Source organism: Allosaccharopolyspora coralli (assembly GCF_009664835.1).
Classification (GTDB): Bacteria; Actinomycetota; Actinomycetes; order Mycobacteriales; family Pseudonocardiaceae; genus Allosaccharopolyspora; species Allosaccharopolyspora coralli.
Genome location: NZ_CP045929.1, coordinates 972,064 through 988,927 on the forward strand (window position 1 = coordinate 972,064; position 16,864 = coordinate 988,927).

Sequence of the window (16,864 nt, forward strand, 5' to 3'; positions counted from 1 at the left end):
ACTCCGGGGGTGGATGAGGAGACGTTCGAGCGGGTGCGCGCCGTCGTGGAGTCGATTCCGAACGGGCGGGTGTTGTCCTACGGGGACGTCGCCGCGCTCGCGGGGTTGCGGTCGGCGAGGCTGGTCGGGCGCATCCTCTCGGAGGACGGTGCGGACGTGCCGTGGCACCGCGTGTTGCGTTCGGACGGCACCGTCGCGACGCATCTGCGCGAGCAGCAGCTCACCCGCCTTCGAGCCGAAGGTGTCCTGGCCGACCGCGACCGAGTGCCCATGCGCCGCTACCGCTGGTCCCCGGCACCTTAGAATTCCTTGCAGGGGGTTTGTTCGGTGGTCGGGTGGCGGAACCTCTCCCGCCCTCCTCGCTGCGGGATCGATTTCTTGAGTAGCGGCCTACGCTGCGAACTCGCTGTCCTCGCGAGGACGGTGCTGAGAACCCGCGGGTGGTCGGGCTGGGTTCGTGGTGACTGCTCAGCGGCTTCGCCGCTGACACGACACGACGACAGCTCAGGGGTCGCGGGCCGATCCGCGATGGGTGGTTCCTTGGCGGAACCTCACCTCGCGGCTGGCTGTGGGGTCGTCGTAGCGCCCTCCATCACGTCGACGCTGTTCTCGCGAGCCACCCTCGTGTACGTCGCGGCACACAGGGGGACCGGAGTGTCGGGGTGGCGTGATTCCATCGGGTCGTGCCGATCTCACCGCAGCTGGTCCGACGCGGCGTCCGCGCGCGTCCGGAACGCGAGTGGGAGCTGTCGGCTCGCCGGGCGTTCGACCACGACTCCGGGCTGTTGCGGGTGCTCGGCGGGCCGGGCACGGGAAAGACGACGTTGCTCGCAGAGGTCGCCGCCGACCGGATCCTGCGTCGTGATGCCTCGCCGGAGAACGTGCTTGTGCTGACCGCAGGCCGGAGGGCCGCGGCGACGGTGCGAACCGAGATCACCCGCCTGCTCACCGACGACGCCGCCCGGGCGGGTTCGGTGCACACGGCCTCGGAACCGATGGTGCGGACGGTGCACTCGTACGCGTTCGCGGTGCTGCGGCTGCAAGCGATGCGCGCTGAGCACCCGCCGCCGCGCCTGCTCAGCGGACCGGAGCAGGACACTGTGGTGCGCGAACTGCTCGCGGGCGACGTCGAATCCGGCGCGGGTTCGTGGCCCGCGTCGCTGCGTCCGGCGCTGACCGTGCCGGGGTTCGCCGAGGAACTGAGGGACCTGCTCATGCGCGCGGCCGAACGCGGGCTCGGTCCGGGCGATCTCGCCGATCTCGGCAAGCGGCACGAACGCCCGGAATGGGTGGCGGCCGGCGCGTTCTACGAGCAGTACGAGCAGGTCACGCTACTCAGCGGAGCGGGGGAGTCCGGCGCCGCACCGGCGCTGGACGCGGCCGAGTTGGTCGGATCGGCACTGCTGGCGTTCGACGCGGACCCGGGGTTGCTGGCCGCCGAACGCGAACGGGTGCGCTACGTCGTGGTCGACGACGCGCAGCAGCTCGATCCGCAGCAGTTCCGTCTCGTCGAGTCGTTGGGCTCGACCGCCACGGAGTTCGTCGTGGCGGGCGATCCGGACCAGACGGTGTTCTCGTTCCGCGGTGCCGAGCCGCGCGGGCTGGTCGAGGCCGACCCGACCGGGGAGCACACCGAGGTCCTCACGCTGGACCGACGCATGGCCACGCCCGTCCGGGCGGCCGTGCGCAGGCTGATCTCGCGGCTGCCGGGTGCGGGTGTGCAGCGTGAGCTGGATGGTCCGGAGCGCGACGGTTCCGTCCGGGTGCGGCTGCTCGCCTCGCCGGCCCAGGAGGCCGCGTGGGTCGCCGACCAGCTGCGTCGTGCGCATCTGCTCGAGGGTGTGCCCTGGTCGGAGATGGCGGTGATCGTGCGGTCGAGTGCGCTGTCGGTTCCGGTGTTGCGCCGGGCGTTGCTGGCTGCGGGCGTGCCGGTCGAGTTGCCGTCCGACGACGTTCCGTTGGCGAAACGCACCGCCATTCGTCCACTGTTGACACTCCTGCGGTGTGCCGCGCGCCCGGAGGAACTCGACGGTGCGGCCGCGGACGCGCTGCTGTCGTCGTCCCTCGGTGGTGCGGACCCGCTCGCGTTGCGGAGGCTGCGTCGCGGGTTGCGCCGTTTGGAGGTCGCGGCGGGAACGGATCGGCCGAGCAGCGAGCTGCTGGTCGAGGCGCTGCACTCGGGGGACCGGCTCACCGCGTTGGAGGCGTCTGCCGCGACTCCGGCGCTCAGGGTGTCGTCCTTGTTGCGCACCGTGCGGGAGTCGATCGAGGCCGGGGGCAGCGTGGAGGAAACCCTGTGGCAGGCGTGGGTTTCCAGCGGCCTTCAGGAACGGTGGGTGAGCCTCGCCGAGCGCGGGGGAGTGCAGGGTCGGCAGGCCGATCGCGACCTCGACGCCGTGATGGCGTTGTTCGACGCGGCTGCGCGGTTCGGGGACCGGCTACCCGGTGCCGACGTCGGTGGTTTCGCCGAACACTTGGAGAGCCAGCAGATCGCGGGCAGCTCACTCGCGCCGTCGGCGCCGCGTGGCGACGCGGTCTCGGTGCTCACCGCACATGCCTCCACGGGCCGCGAGTGGGAGGTCGTCGCGATCCCCGGGGTGCAGGAGGGAGTGTGGCCGGATCTTCGGCTGCGCGGGTCGCTGTTGGGCGTCGAGCGACTGATCGACGCCGTCTCGGGTGTCGAGGGCGGCGTCTCCGCGACCGCACCGCTGCTGGCCGAGGAACGCAGGCTGTTGCTCGTCGCCGCGAGTCGTGCCCGGCGGTCGCTGCTGGTCAGCGCGGTTCGGGGCGAGGACGAACAACCGTCGCGCTTCCTGGACGAGCTCGAGGGCGTCGTCACCGAGGCCGACGCGGCGGAGCGTCCGCTGGAGCGGCCCGAGCGTGGGTTGGTGTTGGCCGACCTCGTCGGCGAGTTGCGACAGGTGGTCTGCGACGCGAAGGAGGACGAGTCGCGCCGGAAACGTGCCGGACGCCAGCTCGCCCGGCTGGCCGAGGCCGGAATCCCTGGCGCACACCCGAACTCCTGGTACGGACTTGCGGAGCCGTCGACCGAGGCGTCGCTGGTGAGCGAGGGCGATCCGGTCCGCATTACTCCATCCACAGTGGACACTCTGAGTACGTGCCCGTTGCGGTGGATGATCGAACGTCACGGTGGCCAGGACGCGGCGGAACTGGCGTCGGTCACCGGCACCCTGGTGCACGCGCTCGTCCAGGCCGCGGCGGACGGCGCCGACACCGACGCGCTCCGGCGAGCACTCGACACCGCGTGGGAGACGGTCGACGCAGGCGCACCCTGGTTCTCCCGCAGAGAGAAGGCGCGCGTCGAGTCCATGATGGACTCGTTCCTGTCGTGGTTGACGCAGTCCCGGCACGAGTTGACCCAGCGCGGTGTGGAGCACGACCTCGATGTGGAGGTTCCCGCGCGCGAAGGTGGTCCGTGGCTGCGTCTGCGCGGCCGGGTCGACCGCCTCGAATCCGACGCGCAGGACAGGCCGGTCGTCGTGGACGTCAAGACGTCCAAGACGCCCGTGAGCAAGAACGACGCCGAGGAACACCCGCAACTCGCGGTGTACCAGCTCGCCGCCGCGCTCGGTGCGTTCGGTGAGTCCCGCGAGCCGGGTGGCGCGCGGCTGCTCTACGTCGCCAAGCCGGACGCGAAGACGGGAGCGGCCGAGCGCGGGCAGGGCGGCCTGGACGAGGAACGCATCGCGGTGTGGCTCGACGTCGTGCACGACGCGGCGGCGTCCAGCCTCGGACCGGCGTTCGTGGCCAGGGAGAACGCCGACTGCGACCGGTGCCCGGCACGGACGTGCTGCCCGGTGCATCCGGCGGGACGGCAGGTGGGATCGTGACGGGCCCCTCTCCGCACCGCATCGCACAGGCTCTCGGTCTGCATCCGCCCACCGAGGAGCAGGCAGCGGTGATCGCAGCGCCGCCGGAGCCGGCGCTGGTCGTCGCGGGCGCGGGCGCGGGCAAGACGGAGACGATGGCCGCGCGCGTGGTGTGGCTGGTGGCGAACCGGTTCGTCACCCCGGATCGCGTGCTGGGTCTGACCTTCACGCGTAAGGCAGCCCGGCAGCTCTCGGACCGGGTGCGTGCCCGGCTCCGCAGGCTCGCGGGCTCCGGGCTGCTCGACGAGGTGGATCCGTCCGGCGCGCTGCGCACCGAGGTACTCGCGGCGGAGCCGACGGTACTGACGTATCACGCCTATGCGGGGCGGCTGGTCGGTGAGCACGGTTTGCGCGTGCCGGTGGAACCGGGTGCCCGGCTGCTCACCGAGACGGCGGCATGGCAGCTCGCGCATCGCGTGGTGTCGGGGTGGACGCAGGACCTCGACACCGACAAGGTGCCCGCGACGATCACCCAGCACGTGTTGTCGCTGGCCGGAGAACTCGGTGAGCACCTCGTGGACCCGGAGCAGCTGAACGCACACGCCGACCGGTTGTGCGCCCAGATCGAGAACGCGCCCCGCGCCAAGGGGCAGCAGGCCGCCCTCTCGCAAGACATGCGGAAAATCGTTGCCGCACAACGTCTTCGGGTGGCGTTGCTGCCGTTGTTGGAGGACTACCAGCGCCGGAAGCGACGCGAGGGCGCGATGGACTTCGCCGACCAGATGTCGCTGGCCGCCCGGCTCGCCGCCGAGCATCCGGAGGTGGTGGCGGGGGAGCGGGAGCGCTTCGGTGCGGTGCTGCTCGACGAGTACCAGGACACCGGGCACGCCCAGCGAATCCTGCTGCGGTCGTTGTTCGGCCGGGTCGACGGCGACGACGCGCCGTTGCCGGTGACGGCGGTGGGCGACCCGGCGCAGGCGATCTACGGGTGGCGCGGGGCCAGCGCGGCGAACCTGCCGCGCTTCACGCAGGACTTCCCTCGCCGTTGTGGAAACGGAGCGCTCGCGCCCGCGGAGAAGTACGGGTTGTTGACGAGTTTCCGGAATCCGGCCGAGGTGCTCGACCTCGCGAACGCGGCCTCGGCCCCGCTTCGCCAGAACGGCCTCGACGTCGAGGAGCTCCGGCCCCGGGACGGAGCAGGGTCGGCGGACCTGCGGTGTGCGCTGCTCGACGACGTGCGCGCCGAGCGTGACTGGACGGCGGACCGTGTCGCCGCGATGTGGCGGGACACTGTGGACTCCACCGGTGCGCCGCCGACGGCGGCCGTACTCGTGCGGCGACGCGCCGACATGGCCGACCTCGCCGCCGCGTTGCGGGATCGCGGCCTGCCGGTGGAGGTCGTCGGTCTCGGCGGGCTGTTGGACGAGCCCGAGGTGCGGGACCTCGTCAGCGCGTTGCGGATCCTGGTCGACCCGCTCGCGGGTACCGGGGCGATGCGGCTGCTCACGGGTGCCCGGTGGCGGTTGGGCGCGGCCGATCTGGCGGCGTTGTGGGAACGTGCGCGGGAGCTCGGCACCGCGCCCGAGGCCGAGGGCGACGACGAGGACGGCACGTCGCTCGTCGCGAGTGCGCTGCCTGGTGAGCATTCCGAGCAGGCCGGTCTCGTGGACGCCTTGGACGATCCCGGCGACGCGCGCCGGTATTCCCGCCTCGGGTATCAGCGGATCCGCAAGCTGGGTACGGAACTGCTGGCGCTGCGCCGGAGGTTGGAGCAGCCGCTGCCGGAACTCGTCGCCGATGTCGAGCGGACGCTGCTGCTCGACATCGAGACCTCCGCGCGTCCGGCGGGGAGCAGTCGAGTCCACCTCGACGCGTTCGCGGACGTGGTCACCGACTTCGCCGCCGCCAGCCCGTCGGCGACGTTGCCTGCGCTGCTGGACTACCTCGCCGCGGCCGAACGAGCCGAGGACGGTTTGGAACCCGGCGAGGTCGAGGTCGCCGATGATCGCGTGCAGATCCTGACGGTGCACGCCGCGAAGGGACTCGAGTGGGAGGTCGTCGCCGTCCCGCACCTGTCGAAGGACGTGTTTCCCGGCAAGCGCAAGACGTCGTGCTGGCTGCGGTCGGTGACCGAGCTTCCGGCGGAACTCCGCGGCGATGCGCGGGATCTGCCGCACCTCGATCTCGACCGGCTCGACGGCATGGACCGCAAAGAGGTCAACGAGGTGCTCACGGCGCACGACGAGGCGTTCGAGCGGCGGCGGCTCACCGAGGAACGGCGGCTGCTCTACGTCGCGGTCACCCGTGCGGAGCGGGCGTTGCTGCTGTCCGGCCACTGGTGGGGTGAGTCGGGGACGAAGCCGAAAGGACCGTCGGAGTTCCTCACGGAGCTGGCGGAGGTGCTCGGTGACGGCGTCGAGGCCTGGGCACCCGAACCCGAGGCGGACACGGCGAACCCGCTCGCCGATTCGGTGCGCGACGAGCAGTGGCCTGCCGACCCACTCGTCCGTCGCCGCGAGGCGGTCGTACACGGAGCGGAGCTCGTGCTCGACGCCTTGGAGCCGCAGGACAGCGGCGACGGCGGCCTGTTCACCCTGCCGGACGGACATGCGGATGCCGGCTCCTCCGATGGTGAGTACAGGGAGGACGAGCCGGTCGCGGAGGACACCGAGACGGAGCCGGACGACGAATGGGCTCGCGACGTCGACGTGTTGCTGGCCGAACGTGCCGCAGCACAACGCCGTCGCGACCAGGTCGAACTCCCGGAGCATCTGTCGGTGAGCCAACTGGTCGAGCTGGCCTCGGATCCTGCCGGGCTGGCCCGCAAACTGCGTCGCCCGCTGCCGTTCCCGCCGAACCCGACGGCACGACGCGGCACGGCTTTCCACGCGTGGCTGGAGCATCGGTTCACGTCGAACGCACTGCTCGACTTCGACGAGCTTCCCGGCGCAGCCGACGATTCCGCCGCCGTGCAAGAGGACCTCGCCGCGCTGCAACGAGCCTTCCTCGCGAGCGAGTGGGCGGATCGGACACCGCACCGGGTGGAGGTGCCGTTCGAGACGCAGATCGACGGGGTCGTGCTACGAGGACGGATGGACGCGGTCTTCGGCGACGAGGACGGCGCCTGGACGGTCGTCGACTGGAAGACCGGTGCGGTCCCCGCCGCCGACGCGGTCCCTGCGGTCTCGGTGCAACTCGCCGCATACCGGCTCGCGTGGGCGGCACTGTCCGGAACCCCGCTGGATCAGGTCCGCGCCGCCTTCCACTACGTGCGCCACGACGAGACACTGCGCCCGGCGGACCTCCACGACGCCGACGGCCTCAAGTCCCTCATCGCCACCGTCCCCAAGGCATGACGGCGCTGGGAGCCCGTCGGCGACGGTGTACGATAGATGTATGACAGAGCGTGTGACAGTCGTGCAGGCTCGGTTGACCGAGGACGATGCTCGTCAGGTTGACCACGACGCTGCCGTGCTCGGGCTTCGAAACCGTTCCGAAGCTCTCCGGGAAGGGCTACGACTGCTCCACCAGCGCGCTGGTCACGCGGACCTGGCACGCGAGTACGACGCCTTCTACGGCACGTCAGAAGCGCCGATCAGTGACATCACCGCTGCCGGTGACCAAGTAGCGGCAGAAGTCATGAGCACCGATGACGACGGCCGCTGAACCCACATGTTCAGAGGTGACGTATGGGACGTGCAGTTTCCCTCACCGATAGGAGCACGACCCTGCGTCGTGCTGACCGTCAACGTGCTGATCCCACGCCTCGGAGCTGTCACGGTCGCTGAGGTCACCGGCACCGAGGGGCCCAGTTCGACCCACATTCCGGTAGGCCCGGAAGCGGGATTGACCGGCCGGGGTCAGTCGTACATCAACGCCACGGCCCTGCACACGATTTCGAAGGGGAAACTGCGGCGACAACGCGGACGTCTCGCCGTTCCTGAACTCCAGCAACTCACCAAGGCGCTCGCGCTCTACCTCGACCTCGAAACCTAGCTCGTCCTTTTGTTTTTTTTTCGGGGACTCATTCTGGGTCCGACATCGCCCATCATGAAAGCTGAGTGTTCGAACGCCATGGCGTGGCGTGCTCGCCGGGCCTCTGCACTCGAACGATCAAGAGTTTCTCATCGCGACGGTTCTCGAGGTCTGACGTGCGATCGCTACCGCGACCTCTTCTTGCCTTTGCGACGAGGAGGTTTTCCGCGTGCGCGCGACCGATTTTGACGGCTGCGAGCATTCTCATTCGAATGCTCGATTCCCACGACAACCGAGTGTCCTTGTTGTGCCCTCGATTCTACAATCGATCGTAGCTCTTCTATTGTTGTACCGACTGTGCCGCAAAGGCCGTGTTGAACGAGATTCGTGAACTGCGTTGTCACCATATAGCGGTCGATGGTGTCGTAACCCAGGATTTTCCCACCGTTTCTTCCGGTGATCCTATCGTCTTCTAGTAACAGTCGCACATAAGACAGGGGAAGGTACATGCCGTCTGCTGGTTGCCGCGGATCGTTCGGTCGATGAGTTGGCCAGTGAGCGAGTTTGACGAAGCACGGGTCCGTACCGAGCCGCCAGTCATCCGGGGTCCTGGGTTCGCTACTCAGGTTCGCGATTTCGCCCAGTCGGTCTAGTTGGCTGCGGAACTGTTTGTCAACATATAGATTCCTGTCGGTGCGGAGACGCTTGTACTGTACGAGAACGAAGCTGTTTGTTTGTTTGTGATAGTAGACCATGTCGGCACCGAGGCGACTCTCCACTGGCGTCGCGTTGACATTCGCGACCTCAAGGGTGCGACCATCCGAGGCTGCAAAGACATGTAAATCACAGCGGAATTTCGGATCATCCCGGATGCCCAGGAATTGGTAAGGATCAGATACTGTAGTCCGGGCGTCATGCTCGATCAGCGAACTTTCGGAGGGCTCGGGAATGAGTCCGGAGAGATACGGGGCATTTGGATTATCGGGACGGTTCCACGCGGCGACTGCGGAGACGGGAAAGTCAGCGGTTCGAACGAGTGTTCCGAGCGCGTCCTGTTGCTCTTGCCACGCTCTGTCTTCGGCAGTCCCGGGATCGAGTTTGCTCGGCGAACCTAAGGCGATCAGCCAATCCAACATGTAACTCATCGAGGGAGCATGGGCACGTAAAGCCTTGATTAATTCGTCCGTGGAGGCGCGGCTTATCGTGGTATCTTCCGCTGAATTTAATGCTTGGTGAACATCTTTTTGAGTTTGACTGGAAAGATGCCGAAGGATTCCTTGTTCTGATGTGAGGTCGATGGGCTCGTTGCAGCTCCGCAGGGGATCTATTGTTATGGTCTTGTCTACGGCGCCGACTTGATTTCCGCTGGGTCTTATCACCATCCCTATCCGGGCGAGATGGTAAATTTTTGGGGTGGTGTCGGACGCTGAGCATACCAGCGCCAACTGAGGCGAGCTGTCCACCGGGCGCAGAGAATAGCGAAGAGCCTTGGTGAGCTTTTGCTCGGCGTCGAGCTTCTTCTCGATACTCTCTAGTTCGGACTTAGATAAGACAACTACATAGGTCACAGGGGTACACTACATCTTGTTCGCGCTTGGTGTGACGATTTTGGCGAGTTCGTTTTCGACGCCTACGCAGGATTCAGCACGGGGCTGAGGAACCGGCTCGGTTCGCCGTGCCAGGACACCCACAGGTGTTCTCGCGCTCGCGTGCAGGCGACGAACAGCAAGTTGCGCTCGGACTGCAGGTCCTGTTGGTGTTGTTGCGGATCCCGCTCCGCGTCGGTGAGCGCGTTCGGTTGAGGAACGCTGCCGTCGGACACGTCCGCCACCGCCACGCAACGGAATTCGAGTCCTTTCATCTTGTGCATCGTGCCGATCCGAACTCCTGAGCCGTCGGAGTCGTCGAGGGGACTGTGCTCGATGCCTGCTTCGGTCAGCGCCGCACCCACGGCTTTGCCGAATTGGACGGTCCGGGCGGTAACGCCGATGGTGTCGGCGGGGAACTCCTGGTCGAGCCAGTTCCGGACCTGAGCGACTACGGCGGCGATCTCGCTCTGCTTGTCGGGGAATCCCTGCGATTCGGGTGGGTCGCCCCGGAACGAGGACCGGTAGCCGACGAGGTGCGCCTCGCCCTCGTCCATGTCGTCCACACGTTCACCGAGCAACAAGGCGGTGCTCCACAGCAGAATTTCCCGTGAGGTGCGGTAGTTGATCCGCAGCGTTGACGAGCGTCCGGTGACGTGAATACCGAGTTGGCGCAACGACACCTTGCTGTCGTAGATGCGTTGGTGGGTGTCCCCGGCGATGAACAGATCGTCAGGACGGGGCGGGACGAGCGCTCGAAGAAGTCGCCATCGAGACGGGTGCAGGTCTTGGGCTTCGTCGATGATGACGTGCTGGTACGGCGATTCCGCCCCGTCTCGCAGGGCGTCGGCCGCCCCGTCGGCGATCATGTCGAAAGTGCAGCGGTCCTCCTCCTGCAGCACATGCTGGAAGCTCTCGATGACTGCCCATACTTGGTCTTTGGCGGCTGGCCGGATCGCGAGACCTCGACCGCGGCGGTCGGCTGCACGATATTCCTCGGCGGTGGTGATTCGTTGCGCGAGGACTACTTGCCGCCACTCTTGGTCGAGGAACGTGTCGGGCTGGTCGAGACCGTGCTCGACGGCGAGGTTGCGCCAGTGTGCTCGACGGTCGCTGTCGTCGATGATGGTGGGCTGTCCGTGCACGGAGCGGTAATACCGGTGGGCGATCACGTCGACGTGCTGCACATCGATTCGTGCACGGATGACGGCATCGGTGACGAGCATGTCGAGGTTGCGAGCGAGTTCCTTCGCGAGGTTCTTGGTGAAGGTCGTGAGCAAGATCGACTTCTCGGGAAGTTCCGGGTTCCGGGCGAGGTGGTGCGCCCGGTGCAGCGCCACGACCGTCTTTCCGGTTCCGGCGCCGCCGGTGACGCGCGCGGGGCCTTTGTACGGCGCATGTGCGGCGATCCGGCGTTGCGTGGGGTGCAGGAATACGCGCCACAGGTCGAACGGACGCTCCAGCACTTCGGCGAGTTCGTCCGAGTCGTGCACCACGACGATGTGGCCCTGCGATCGCAACATCGCGTCGGTGAAGCTGGCGTCGTCGTCCTCGGTGGCGTGCGGGAAGTTCTGGGCGAGTTCCTGCCACACCGCTTCGGGGGTCATTCCTGCCGCGAGGCCGGTGAGCACGTCGTACTGCAACTCGGGGATGAGCGCCCGGAGTGCGTCGAGCTGGTCGACGTCGTGCAGGAGACGGCACAGCGTGCGGATCTCGTCGTCGATGCCGAGCCGCGTGAGATCCGCGTCGGAGATGTCGTCGAAGAGTTTTGTCGTGGGCGCGGAGGGTGCGGAGTCGAGCCGGCGGAAGCTGTTGGTGGCGGTGGCGAGTGCGACGTCGTTGCGTACCTCGATGCCTTTGCTGACTTTGTTCCGGGTGACCCTGCGATTGCGTGCCCACTCGATCGCTTTGTCGTGGGGGAGCACGGCGAGCAGCAGGTAGCCCCCGTCCCCGTCGTTCCTGACCACGACGCCGCGCCAGAACTTGGTGATCCGGATGGTGCGGATGTCGGGGTCGTGCGCACCGGTGATCTTTTCCAGGTGCAGCCCCGCGTGGGTGTGGTGCTCGAACTTGTCGAAGACTTCGTCGACGCGATCACGTACCGGCTTCTCCAGTTTGGCGTATTGAGGGAAGAAGTCGCGATGCACTCCCAGAGCGGTCACGGACGAGCTCCTTCACGTCGATCGGTCGGTGGATCCACCGTGCCACACCATGATCACGAGTTGGGTGCGAAATCGCTGAATCCGATCAGTGCGTTGACTTTGTCAACAGTGCGATCTCGCAGTAGTGTTGTCAACATGACAGAGGCGCTGAGTGCGGCGGAGATCGCGAGGCTGGCCGGTGTCGGTCGCGCGGCCGTCACCAACTGGCGCAAGCGCCATGAGGACTTCCCGCGGCCGCTCCCTGGGTCGACCGGTGCCGCGCGGTTCGACGCTGAGCTGACCCGCCAATGGTTGCGTGCGCACGGCAAGCTCGGTGAGCAACCGCTCGCCGACATCCTGCGGGACGCGGCGGAGCGTCTGGGAGATGACCTCGCCGTAGGCGACGCGATCATCGGTGCGACTCGCGCGCGGGAGTTGGAATCGACCGGGGCAACTGGCCGCGAGGATGATGTAGTGCGGCTGCTCGCTGACTCGGATGTTTCGACGATCGAGGAGTTCGTCGCGGACTGGGCGGCGCGGAGGGGCGTCGGGCCTTCGCCCGCGCCGGAGCTTGCCGATCTGATGTACCGACTCAGCGGCGGTGGTCGCGTGCTCGACCCCTTCTGTCGTGGTGGTGAGCTGTTGCGCCCGGCCGCTGCGCAGAAGTATCCGGTGCGAGGTCAATGCCTGGACGAGGTGTCAGCCCGGGTGACATCAGCGGTGCTGCGTTTGCATGCGGACGCGGCCAGGATCGACACGGGCCATGCGCTGCGCGCGGACGCGACCGAAGACGAGGTGTTTCCGGCGGTGCTCACGGTGCCGCCGTGGGGCGAGAAGGATTGGAGTGGCGAGGACGTACAGTTCGATGCTCGCTGGGAGTTCGGCTTGCCGCCTCGAACGAGCAGCGAGCTGGCATGGGTGCAGCACGCCGTGGCACACCTCGATGAGCAAGGCACGGCAGTCGTCGCGTTGCCTGCCGGGGTGGGCGTGCACCGGGCGGGTCGCCGCGTGCGTGCCGAGCTGGTGCGTCGCGGCGCGCTGAGAGCGGTCGTGGGGTTGCCGACGGGTGCCTTCCGGTCTTCCGCCGCGCCGTCGGTGCTCTGGGTGCTCCGTCGGCCGAGTGAGGCATCGGGTGTGCTCATGGTCGACGGAGCACACGCGCGAGCCAACGGCGCTCTGGACTGGGACGAGTTGCTCGAGACAGCCCTGCCCGCGTGGGAAGAGTTCGACGCGTCCGCTGACTGCCCCGAACAGCAGGGAGTGTGCGGCGTGGTGTCGGCGATCGACCTTCTCGACGAGGCCGTAGATCTCAGCCCGGCCCGCCACCTCGCCGCGACTGTCCAGACGGATGTTCCCGGCCTTCGAACGCTTCGCGGTCAGGTTGCCGACGTGGTGGGCCAGCTCCCGGAATTGATCCCAGCGATCGAGCCGTCATCCTCACCGCGCGGGCCCACGACCTCTGTCGGCGAACTGGGCAGCACGCCCGCTTTGACGGTGCATCGCCAGTCCGCATCGGTCCCTGACGGCAAGGAACTGCCCGCGTTGACGGCCCGCGATGTCGTGAGCGCCAGGGCGCCGTCCGGGCAATGGGGTGGGCGCGACCCGATCTGGCTGCGGCCGGACGACGTGGTGCTGCCGATGATGGGCGGGCGACTGACGAGTCGCGTGATCGACGACGAGAAGGGCGTGCTGGGGCCGCAGGTGTGGTTGCTGCGGGTTGATCCGGAGCTGGTCGACCCGTGGTTTCTGGCGGGCTTCCTGCGCTGTTCGGCGAACCTGGCGTTGACGTCGGGTTCGGTGACGGCGCGGCTCGACGTGCGCCGGGTGGAGCTGCCGCGGTTGCCGATCGACGAGCAGCGGGTGTACGGGGAAGCGTTTCGCAGCGCGATGCGATTGGACGAGGTCCTCGACGAGGCGCGACGGGTTGGCACGGACTTGGTCACCGGGGTAATCGACGGTCTGGCCGGTGGTGCGTTGAGGCCGGTCAGCGACAGCGGTGACACAGGATGAAACGTTCCTGACATGGTGTGCGACACGAGCAGTGATCGGGCAGTTGTCCGGTGGTGAGAGGTGGAACGTGAGTAGCAAGCATCAGGAGCTGGCGGGCTTCATCTGGTCCGTCGCGGACCTCCTGCGTGGTGACTTCAAGCAGTCCGAGTACGGCAAGGTGATCCTGCCGTTGACGGTGCTGCGCAGGCTCGACTGTGTTCTGGAGCCGACGCGGGCTGCGGTGCTGGAACGCTGGGAGAAGGCGAAGAAGGACGGGACCGGCAACCCGGAACGGTTGTTGACCCGGCTCTCGGGCTACAGCTTCTACAACACCAGCAAGTTCACCTTCCAACGTGGAGTGCCGGGGTTGACCTCGCTGCTGGCCGACCAGGACAAGGTCGGGAAGAACCTGAAGTCCTTCATCGGCAGCTTCTCGGATGAGGCGCAGGACATCCTGGACAAGTACGACTTCGAGACGCAGATCAATCGGCTTCAGAGCGCCGGGATCCTGTATCAGGTCGTCGGCAAGTTCGCCGAGGCGGACCTGCATCCGGAGGTCGTGTCGAACCACCAGATGGGGTACCTGTTCGAGGAACTGATCCGGCGGTTCTCCGAAATCTCCAACGAGACCGCCGGTGAGCACTTCACCCCACGTGAGGTCATCAAGCTCATGGTGAACCTGCTGCTCGCGCCTGACCAGGCGAAGGTCACGGCCCCCGGCGCGATGCTGCGGGTGCTCGACCCGGCGTGCGGAACGGGCGGGATGCTCTCCGCGGCCGAGGAGTTCATCACCTCGCACAACTCGAACGCGCACGTGACGGTGTTCGGGCAGGAACTCAACGCCGAGTCGTACGCGATCTGCAAGTCCGACCTCCTGATCAAGAACCAGGAGGCGCAGAACATCCACCACGGCAACTCGTTCAGCCACGACCGGCACTACGGCACGAAGTTCGACTACATGCTGGCGAATCCGCCGTTCGGTGTGGAGTGGAAGAAGGTCCGCGACGACGTGGAGCGGGAGGCCCAGCTCGGTCACGCGGGACGCTTCGGCGCAGGGTTGCCGCGGATCAACGACGGGTCGTTGCTGTTCCTGCAGCACATGATCGCGCACATGAGGTCGCCGGAGGACGGCGGTTCGCGGGTCGCGATCGTGTTCAACGGTTCGCCACTTTTCACCGGCTCGGCAGGGTCGGGGGAGTCGGAGATTCGGCGCTGGATCCTGGAGAACGACCTGCTGGAGGGCATCGTCGCGCTGCCGGACCAGTTGTTCTACAACACCGGGATCTCCACGTACTTCTGGATCCTGACGAACCGGAAGGCCCCGCAGCACAAGGGCAAAGTCACCCTGCTCGACGCGCGCGAGTACTGGGCGAAGATGCGCAAGAGTCTCGGCGACAAGCGAAAGTACGTCACCGACGAGCAGATCCACCAGCTCACCGAGCTCTACGAGCAGGCGTCGTCGGCGGCGACCGACGAGTCGCACCCGTTGCACGAGAAGGTGAAGGTCTTCGACACCACCGACTTCGGGTACCAGCGCATCACCGTGGAACGCCCGCTGCGGCAACGGTTCGAGCTCACCGAGGACACCGTCACCCAGGTCGAGGCGGCCAAGCCGCTCGCGAAGTTCGATGGCAGCGAGGCGTTGCTAGCAGCGCTGCGGACGCTGACCGGACAGACGTGGTGGAAGAAGGTAGACTTCGAGTCGGCGCTGCGCGGCGCACTCGCCGAGTCCGGTGCTGTCGCGAAGCTGCCCGCACCGGTGAGCAAGGCCGTCCTCGGCGCGGTCGCGGTCTCCGACGAGGACGGTGAGCTGCAGACCGACCCGAAGACCGGCGACGCGTTGCCCGACCCGGACCTGCGGGACAACGAGAACGTGCCCCTCGACGAGGACATCGACGTCTACGTCGCCCGCGAGGTGCACCCGCACGTCCCCGACGCCTGGGTGGACCACACCAAGACGAAGATCGGCTACGAGATCCCCTTCACACGGCACTTCTACAAATACGTGCCGCCCAGACCACTGGAGGAGATCGACGCCGAGCTGAAGCAGCTGGAGGGCGAGATCCAGCGCCTCCTGACGGAGGTGACGGAGTGAACGAGGTGCGGCTCAAGAACTTGGTGACCCACATCGTTGAAAAGAACGACGGTACCCTTCGTGAGTTCGTTGCGCTTGAGAACCTGCATTCGGGCAGTGGATCATTGAATTCCGGCGAGCTGGAATTTAAGGCGGCTGAGGACAGTCTTCAACATAAGAAGGGTGACGTTCTTTTTAGTAAGTTGCGTCCGTATCTGGCGAAGTCGCACCTTGCTAAAGTTGCTCGCACTGGGACAAGCGAGCTCATGGTGTTGCGTGCCGGTCGCGATCTTGACAGTCGTTACCTTTTTTACACCTCCTTGTCGCGTCCGTGGATCGACTGGGCTGTCGCGACTTCGTACGGATCCAAGATGCCGCGCACCTCCTGGGAGGGAATGGCGGATTACCGGCTCCACGTGCCGCCGCTGGAGGAGCAGCGCCGCATCGCCGACTTCCTCGACGCCGAAACCTCCCGCATCGATGAGCTTGTTGCCTTAACCCGAGTTCAGTTGACCGTCCTGGCAGAGCGGAGGATTGTGCAAGTTCGTCAGATGACCACACGTGGAGCGGCGAGAGTCGCCAGCCCGACCGGCGTTCCCTGGATGCCGAGGATGGCTAGCGGATGGACGCTTCGCAAGATCGGACGGACGTTCAAGACAGGAAGCGGAACGACGCCCCGTTTGGACGACGAACGGTACTGCGGAGACGACGTCCCATGGATTAACACGTCCGATCTGAGGGATGGGCTCGTTGACGTTGTAAAAAACAGCCTGAGTAATGAAGCGTTGCGGGATCACTCGGCTTTGCGCGTCTATGAACCGGGAGTACTTGTCGTCGCAATGTACGGAGCAACCGTCGGGCGGGTTGGAATAACGGGAACTTCCTGCTGCGTGAATCAAGCTTGTTGTGTCTTGTATAGCCCGGCAAGTTTGACGACCGAGTATGCATATTTTTGGCTATTGGGGTTCCGGGGGGACATTCTTAAAATGGCGACTGGTGGTGGTCAGCCAAACATTAGTCAAGATACGGTGCGTTCGCTCCGAATTCCGGCCCCGGATGTGAGTACTCAACGAGAAATTGTGCGGTTCCTTGAGCGTGAAGAAGGACTCTATCGGTCCAAGACCGAGCTACTGAACAAGAGGCTCGAACTCCTCGCGGAGCGGAAGCAGGCCCTCATCACCGCGGCTGTGACCGGGCAGATCGACGTGACGTCGGCGGGCCGGGCGACGGCGGATCTGCGGGCGTAGCCGGTCACTCGGATGGTGGATG

The 16,864-nt window shown here is 66.4% G+C and carries 10 protein-coding genes; 8 read left to right on the forward strand and 2 right to left on the reverse strand.

Going from position 1 to position 16,864, the window contains the following annotated elements:
* Positions 1-9 precede the first annotated feature (9 nt).
* The 5 genes from GIY23_RS04615 to GIY23_RS04635 all read left to right on the forward strand — a co-directional run bounded on the left by GIY23_RS04615 (position 10) and on the right by GIY23_RS04635 (position 7,826).
* On the forward strand, positions 10-303 hold the full coding sequence (locus tag GIY23_RS04615; RefSeq protein WP_154075517.1) for an MGMT family protein: 294 nt from the start codon (positions 10-12) through the stop codon (positions 301-303).
* Positions 304-689: 386 nt separating this feature from the next.
* Positions 690-3,851, forward strand: coding sequence for an ATP-dependent helicase (locus GIY23_RS04620; RefSeq protein ID WP_407646861.1), 3,162 nt, complete (start codon positions 690-692; stop codon positions 3,849-3,851).
* Positions 3,848-7,186: an ATP-dependent helicase gene (locus tag GIY23_RS04625; RefSeq protein WP_228717548.1), complete on the forward strand. Its 3,339-nt coding sequence runs from the start codon at positions 3,848-3,850 to the stop codon at positions 7,184-7,186. The genes GIY23_RS04620 and GIY23_RS04625 overlap by 4 nt, the downstream gene beginning before the upstream one ends.
* 40 nt (positions 7,187-7,226) lie before the next feature.
* On the forward strand, positions 7,227-7,496 hold the full coding sequence (locus GIY23_RS04630; RefSeq protein ID WP_154075519.1) for a ribbon-helix-helix protein, CopG family: 270 nt from the start codon (positions 7,227-7,229) through the stop codon (positions 7,494-7,496).
* Between the two features lie 6 nt (positions 7,497-7,502).
* Complete coding sequence (locus GIY23_RS04635) at positions 7,503-7,826, forward strand: type II toxin-antitoxin system PemK/MazF family toxin (RefSeq protein ID WP_154075520.1); 324 nt, start codon at positions 7,503-7,505, stop codon at positions 7,824-7,826.
* A 164-nt stretch (positions 7,827-7,990) separates the two neighbouring features.
* Here GIY23_RS04635 and GIY23_RS04640 read toward each other — a convergent pair whose 3' ends face one another.
* Together GIY23_RS04640 and GIY23_RS04645 are read right to left on the reverse strand one after the other, a co-directional pair.
* Complete coding sequence (locus tag GIY23_RS04640) at positions 7,991-9,373, reverse strand: hypothetical protein (protein ID WP_154075521.1); 1,383 nt, start codon at positions 9,371-9,373, stop codon at positions 7,991-7,993.
* A gap of 62 nt (positions 9,374-9,435) precedes the next feature.
* Entirely contained in the window at positions 9,436-11,553 is a 2,118-nt protein-coding gene (locus GIY23_RS04645) for a UvrD-helicase domain-containing protein (RefSeq protein WP_154075522.1), read from the reverse strand.
* A gap of 135 nt (positions 11,554-11,688) precedes the next feature.
* Here GIY23_RS04645 and GIY23_RS04650 point away from each other — a divergent pair, with 135 nt between their 5' ends.
* The 3 genes from GIY23_RS04650 (at position 11,689) to GIY23_RS04660 (ending at position 16,842) form a co-directional block, all read left to right on the forward strand.
* On the forward strand, positions 11,689-13,542 hold the full coding sequence (locus GIY23_RS04650) for an N-6 DNA methylase (RefSeq protein WP_154075523.1): 1,854 nt from the start codon (positions 11,689-11,691) through the stop codon (positions 13,540-13,542).
* Between the two features lie 67 nt (positions 13,543-13,609).
* Entirely contained in the window at positions 13,610-15,616 is a 2,007-nt protein-coding gene (locus tag GIY23_RS04655; RefSeq protein WP_154075524.1) for a type I restriction-modification system subunit M, read from the forward strand.
* Positions 15,613-16,842 carry a restriction endonuclease subunit S gene (locus GIY23_RS04660; protein ID WP_154075525.1) on the forward strand — a complete coding sequence of 410 codons (1,230 nt, stop codon included), beginning with the start codon at positions 15,613-15,615 and terminating at the stop codon, positions 16,840-16,842. The genes GIY23_RS04655 and GIY23_RS04660 overlap by 4 nt, the downstream gene beginning before the upstream one ends.
* The last annotated feature ends 22 nt before the right edge of the window (positions 16,843-16,864 follow it).

Excerpts from the sequence above, each read along its gene's own strand:
- GIY23_RS04635 (WP_154075520.1), top strand. The coding sequence starts at position 7,503 with ATGTTCAGAGGTGACGTATGGGACGTGCAGTTTCCCTCACCGATAGGA.
- GIY23_RS04650 (WP_154075523.1), top strand. The coding sequence starts at position 11,689 with ATGACAGAGGCGCTGAGTGCGGCGGAGATCGCGAGGCTGGCCGGTGTC.
- GIY23_RS04630 (WP_154075519.1), top strand. The coding sequence starts at position 7,227 with ATGACAGAGCGTGTGACAGTCGTGCAGGCTCGGTTGACCGAGGACGAT.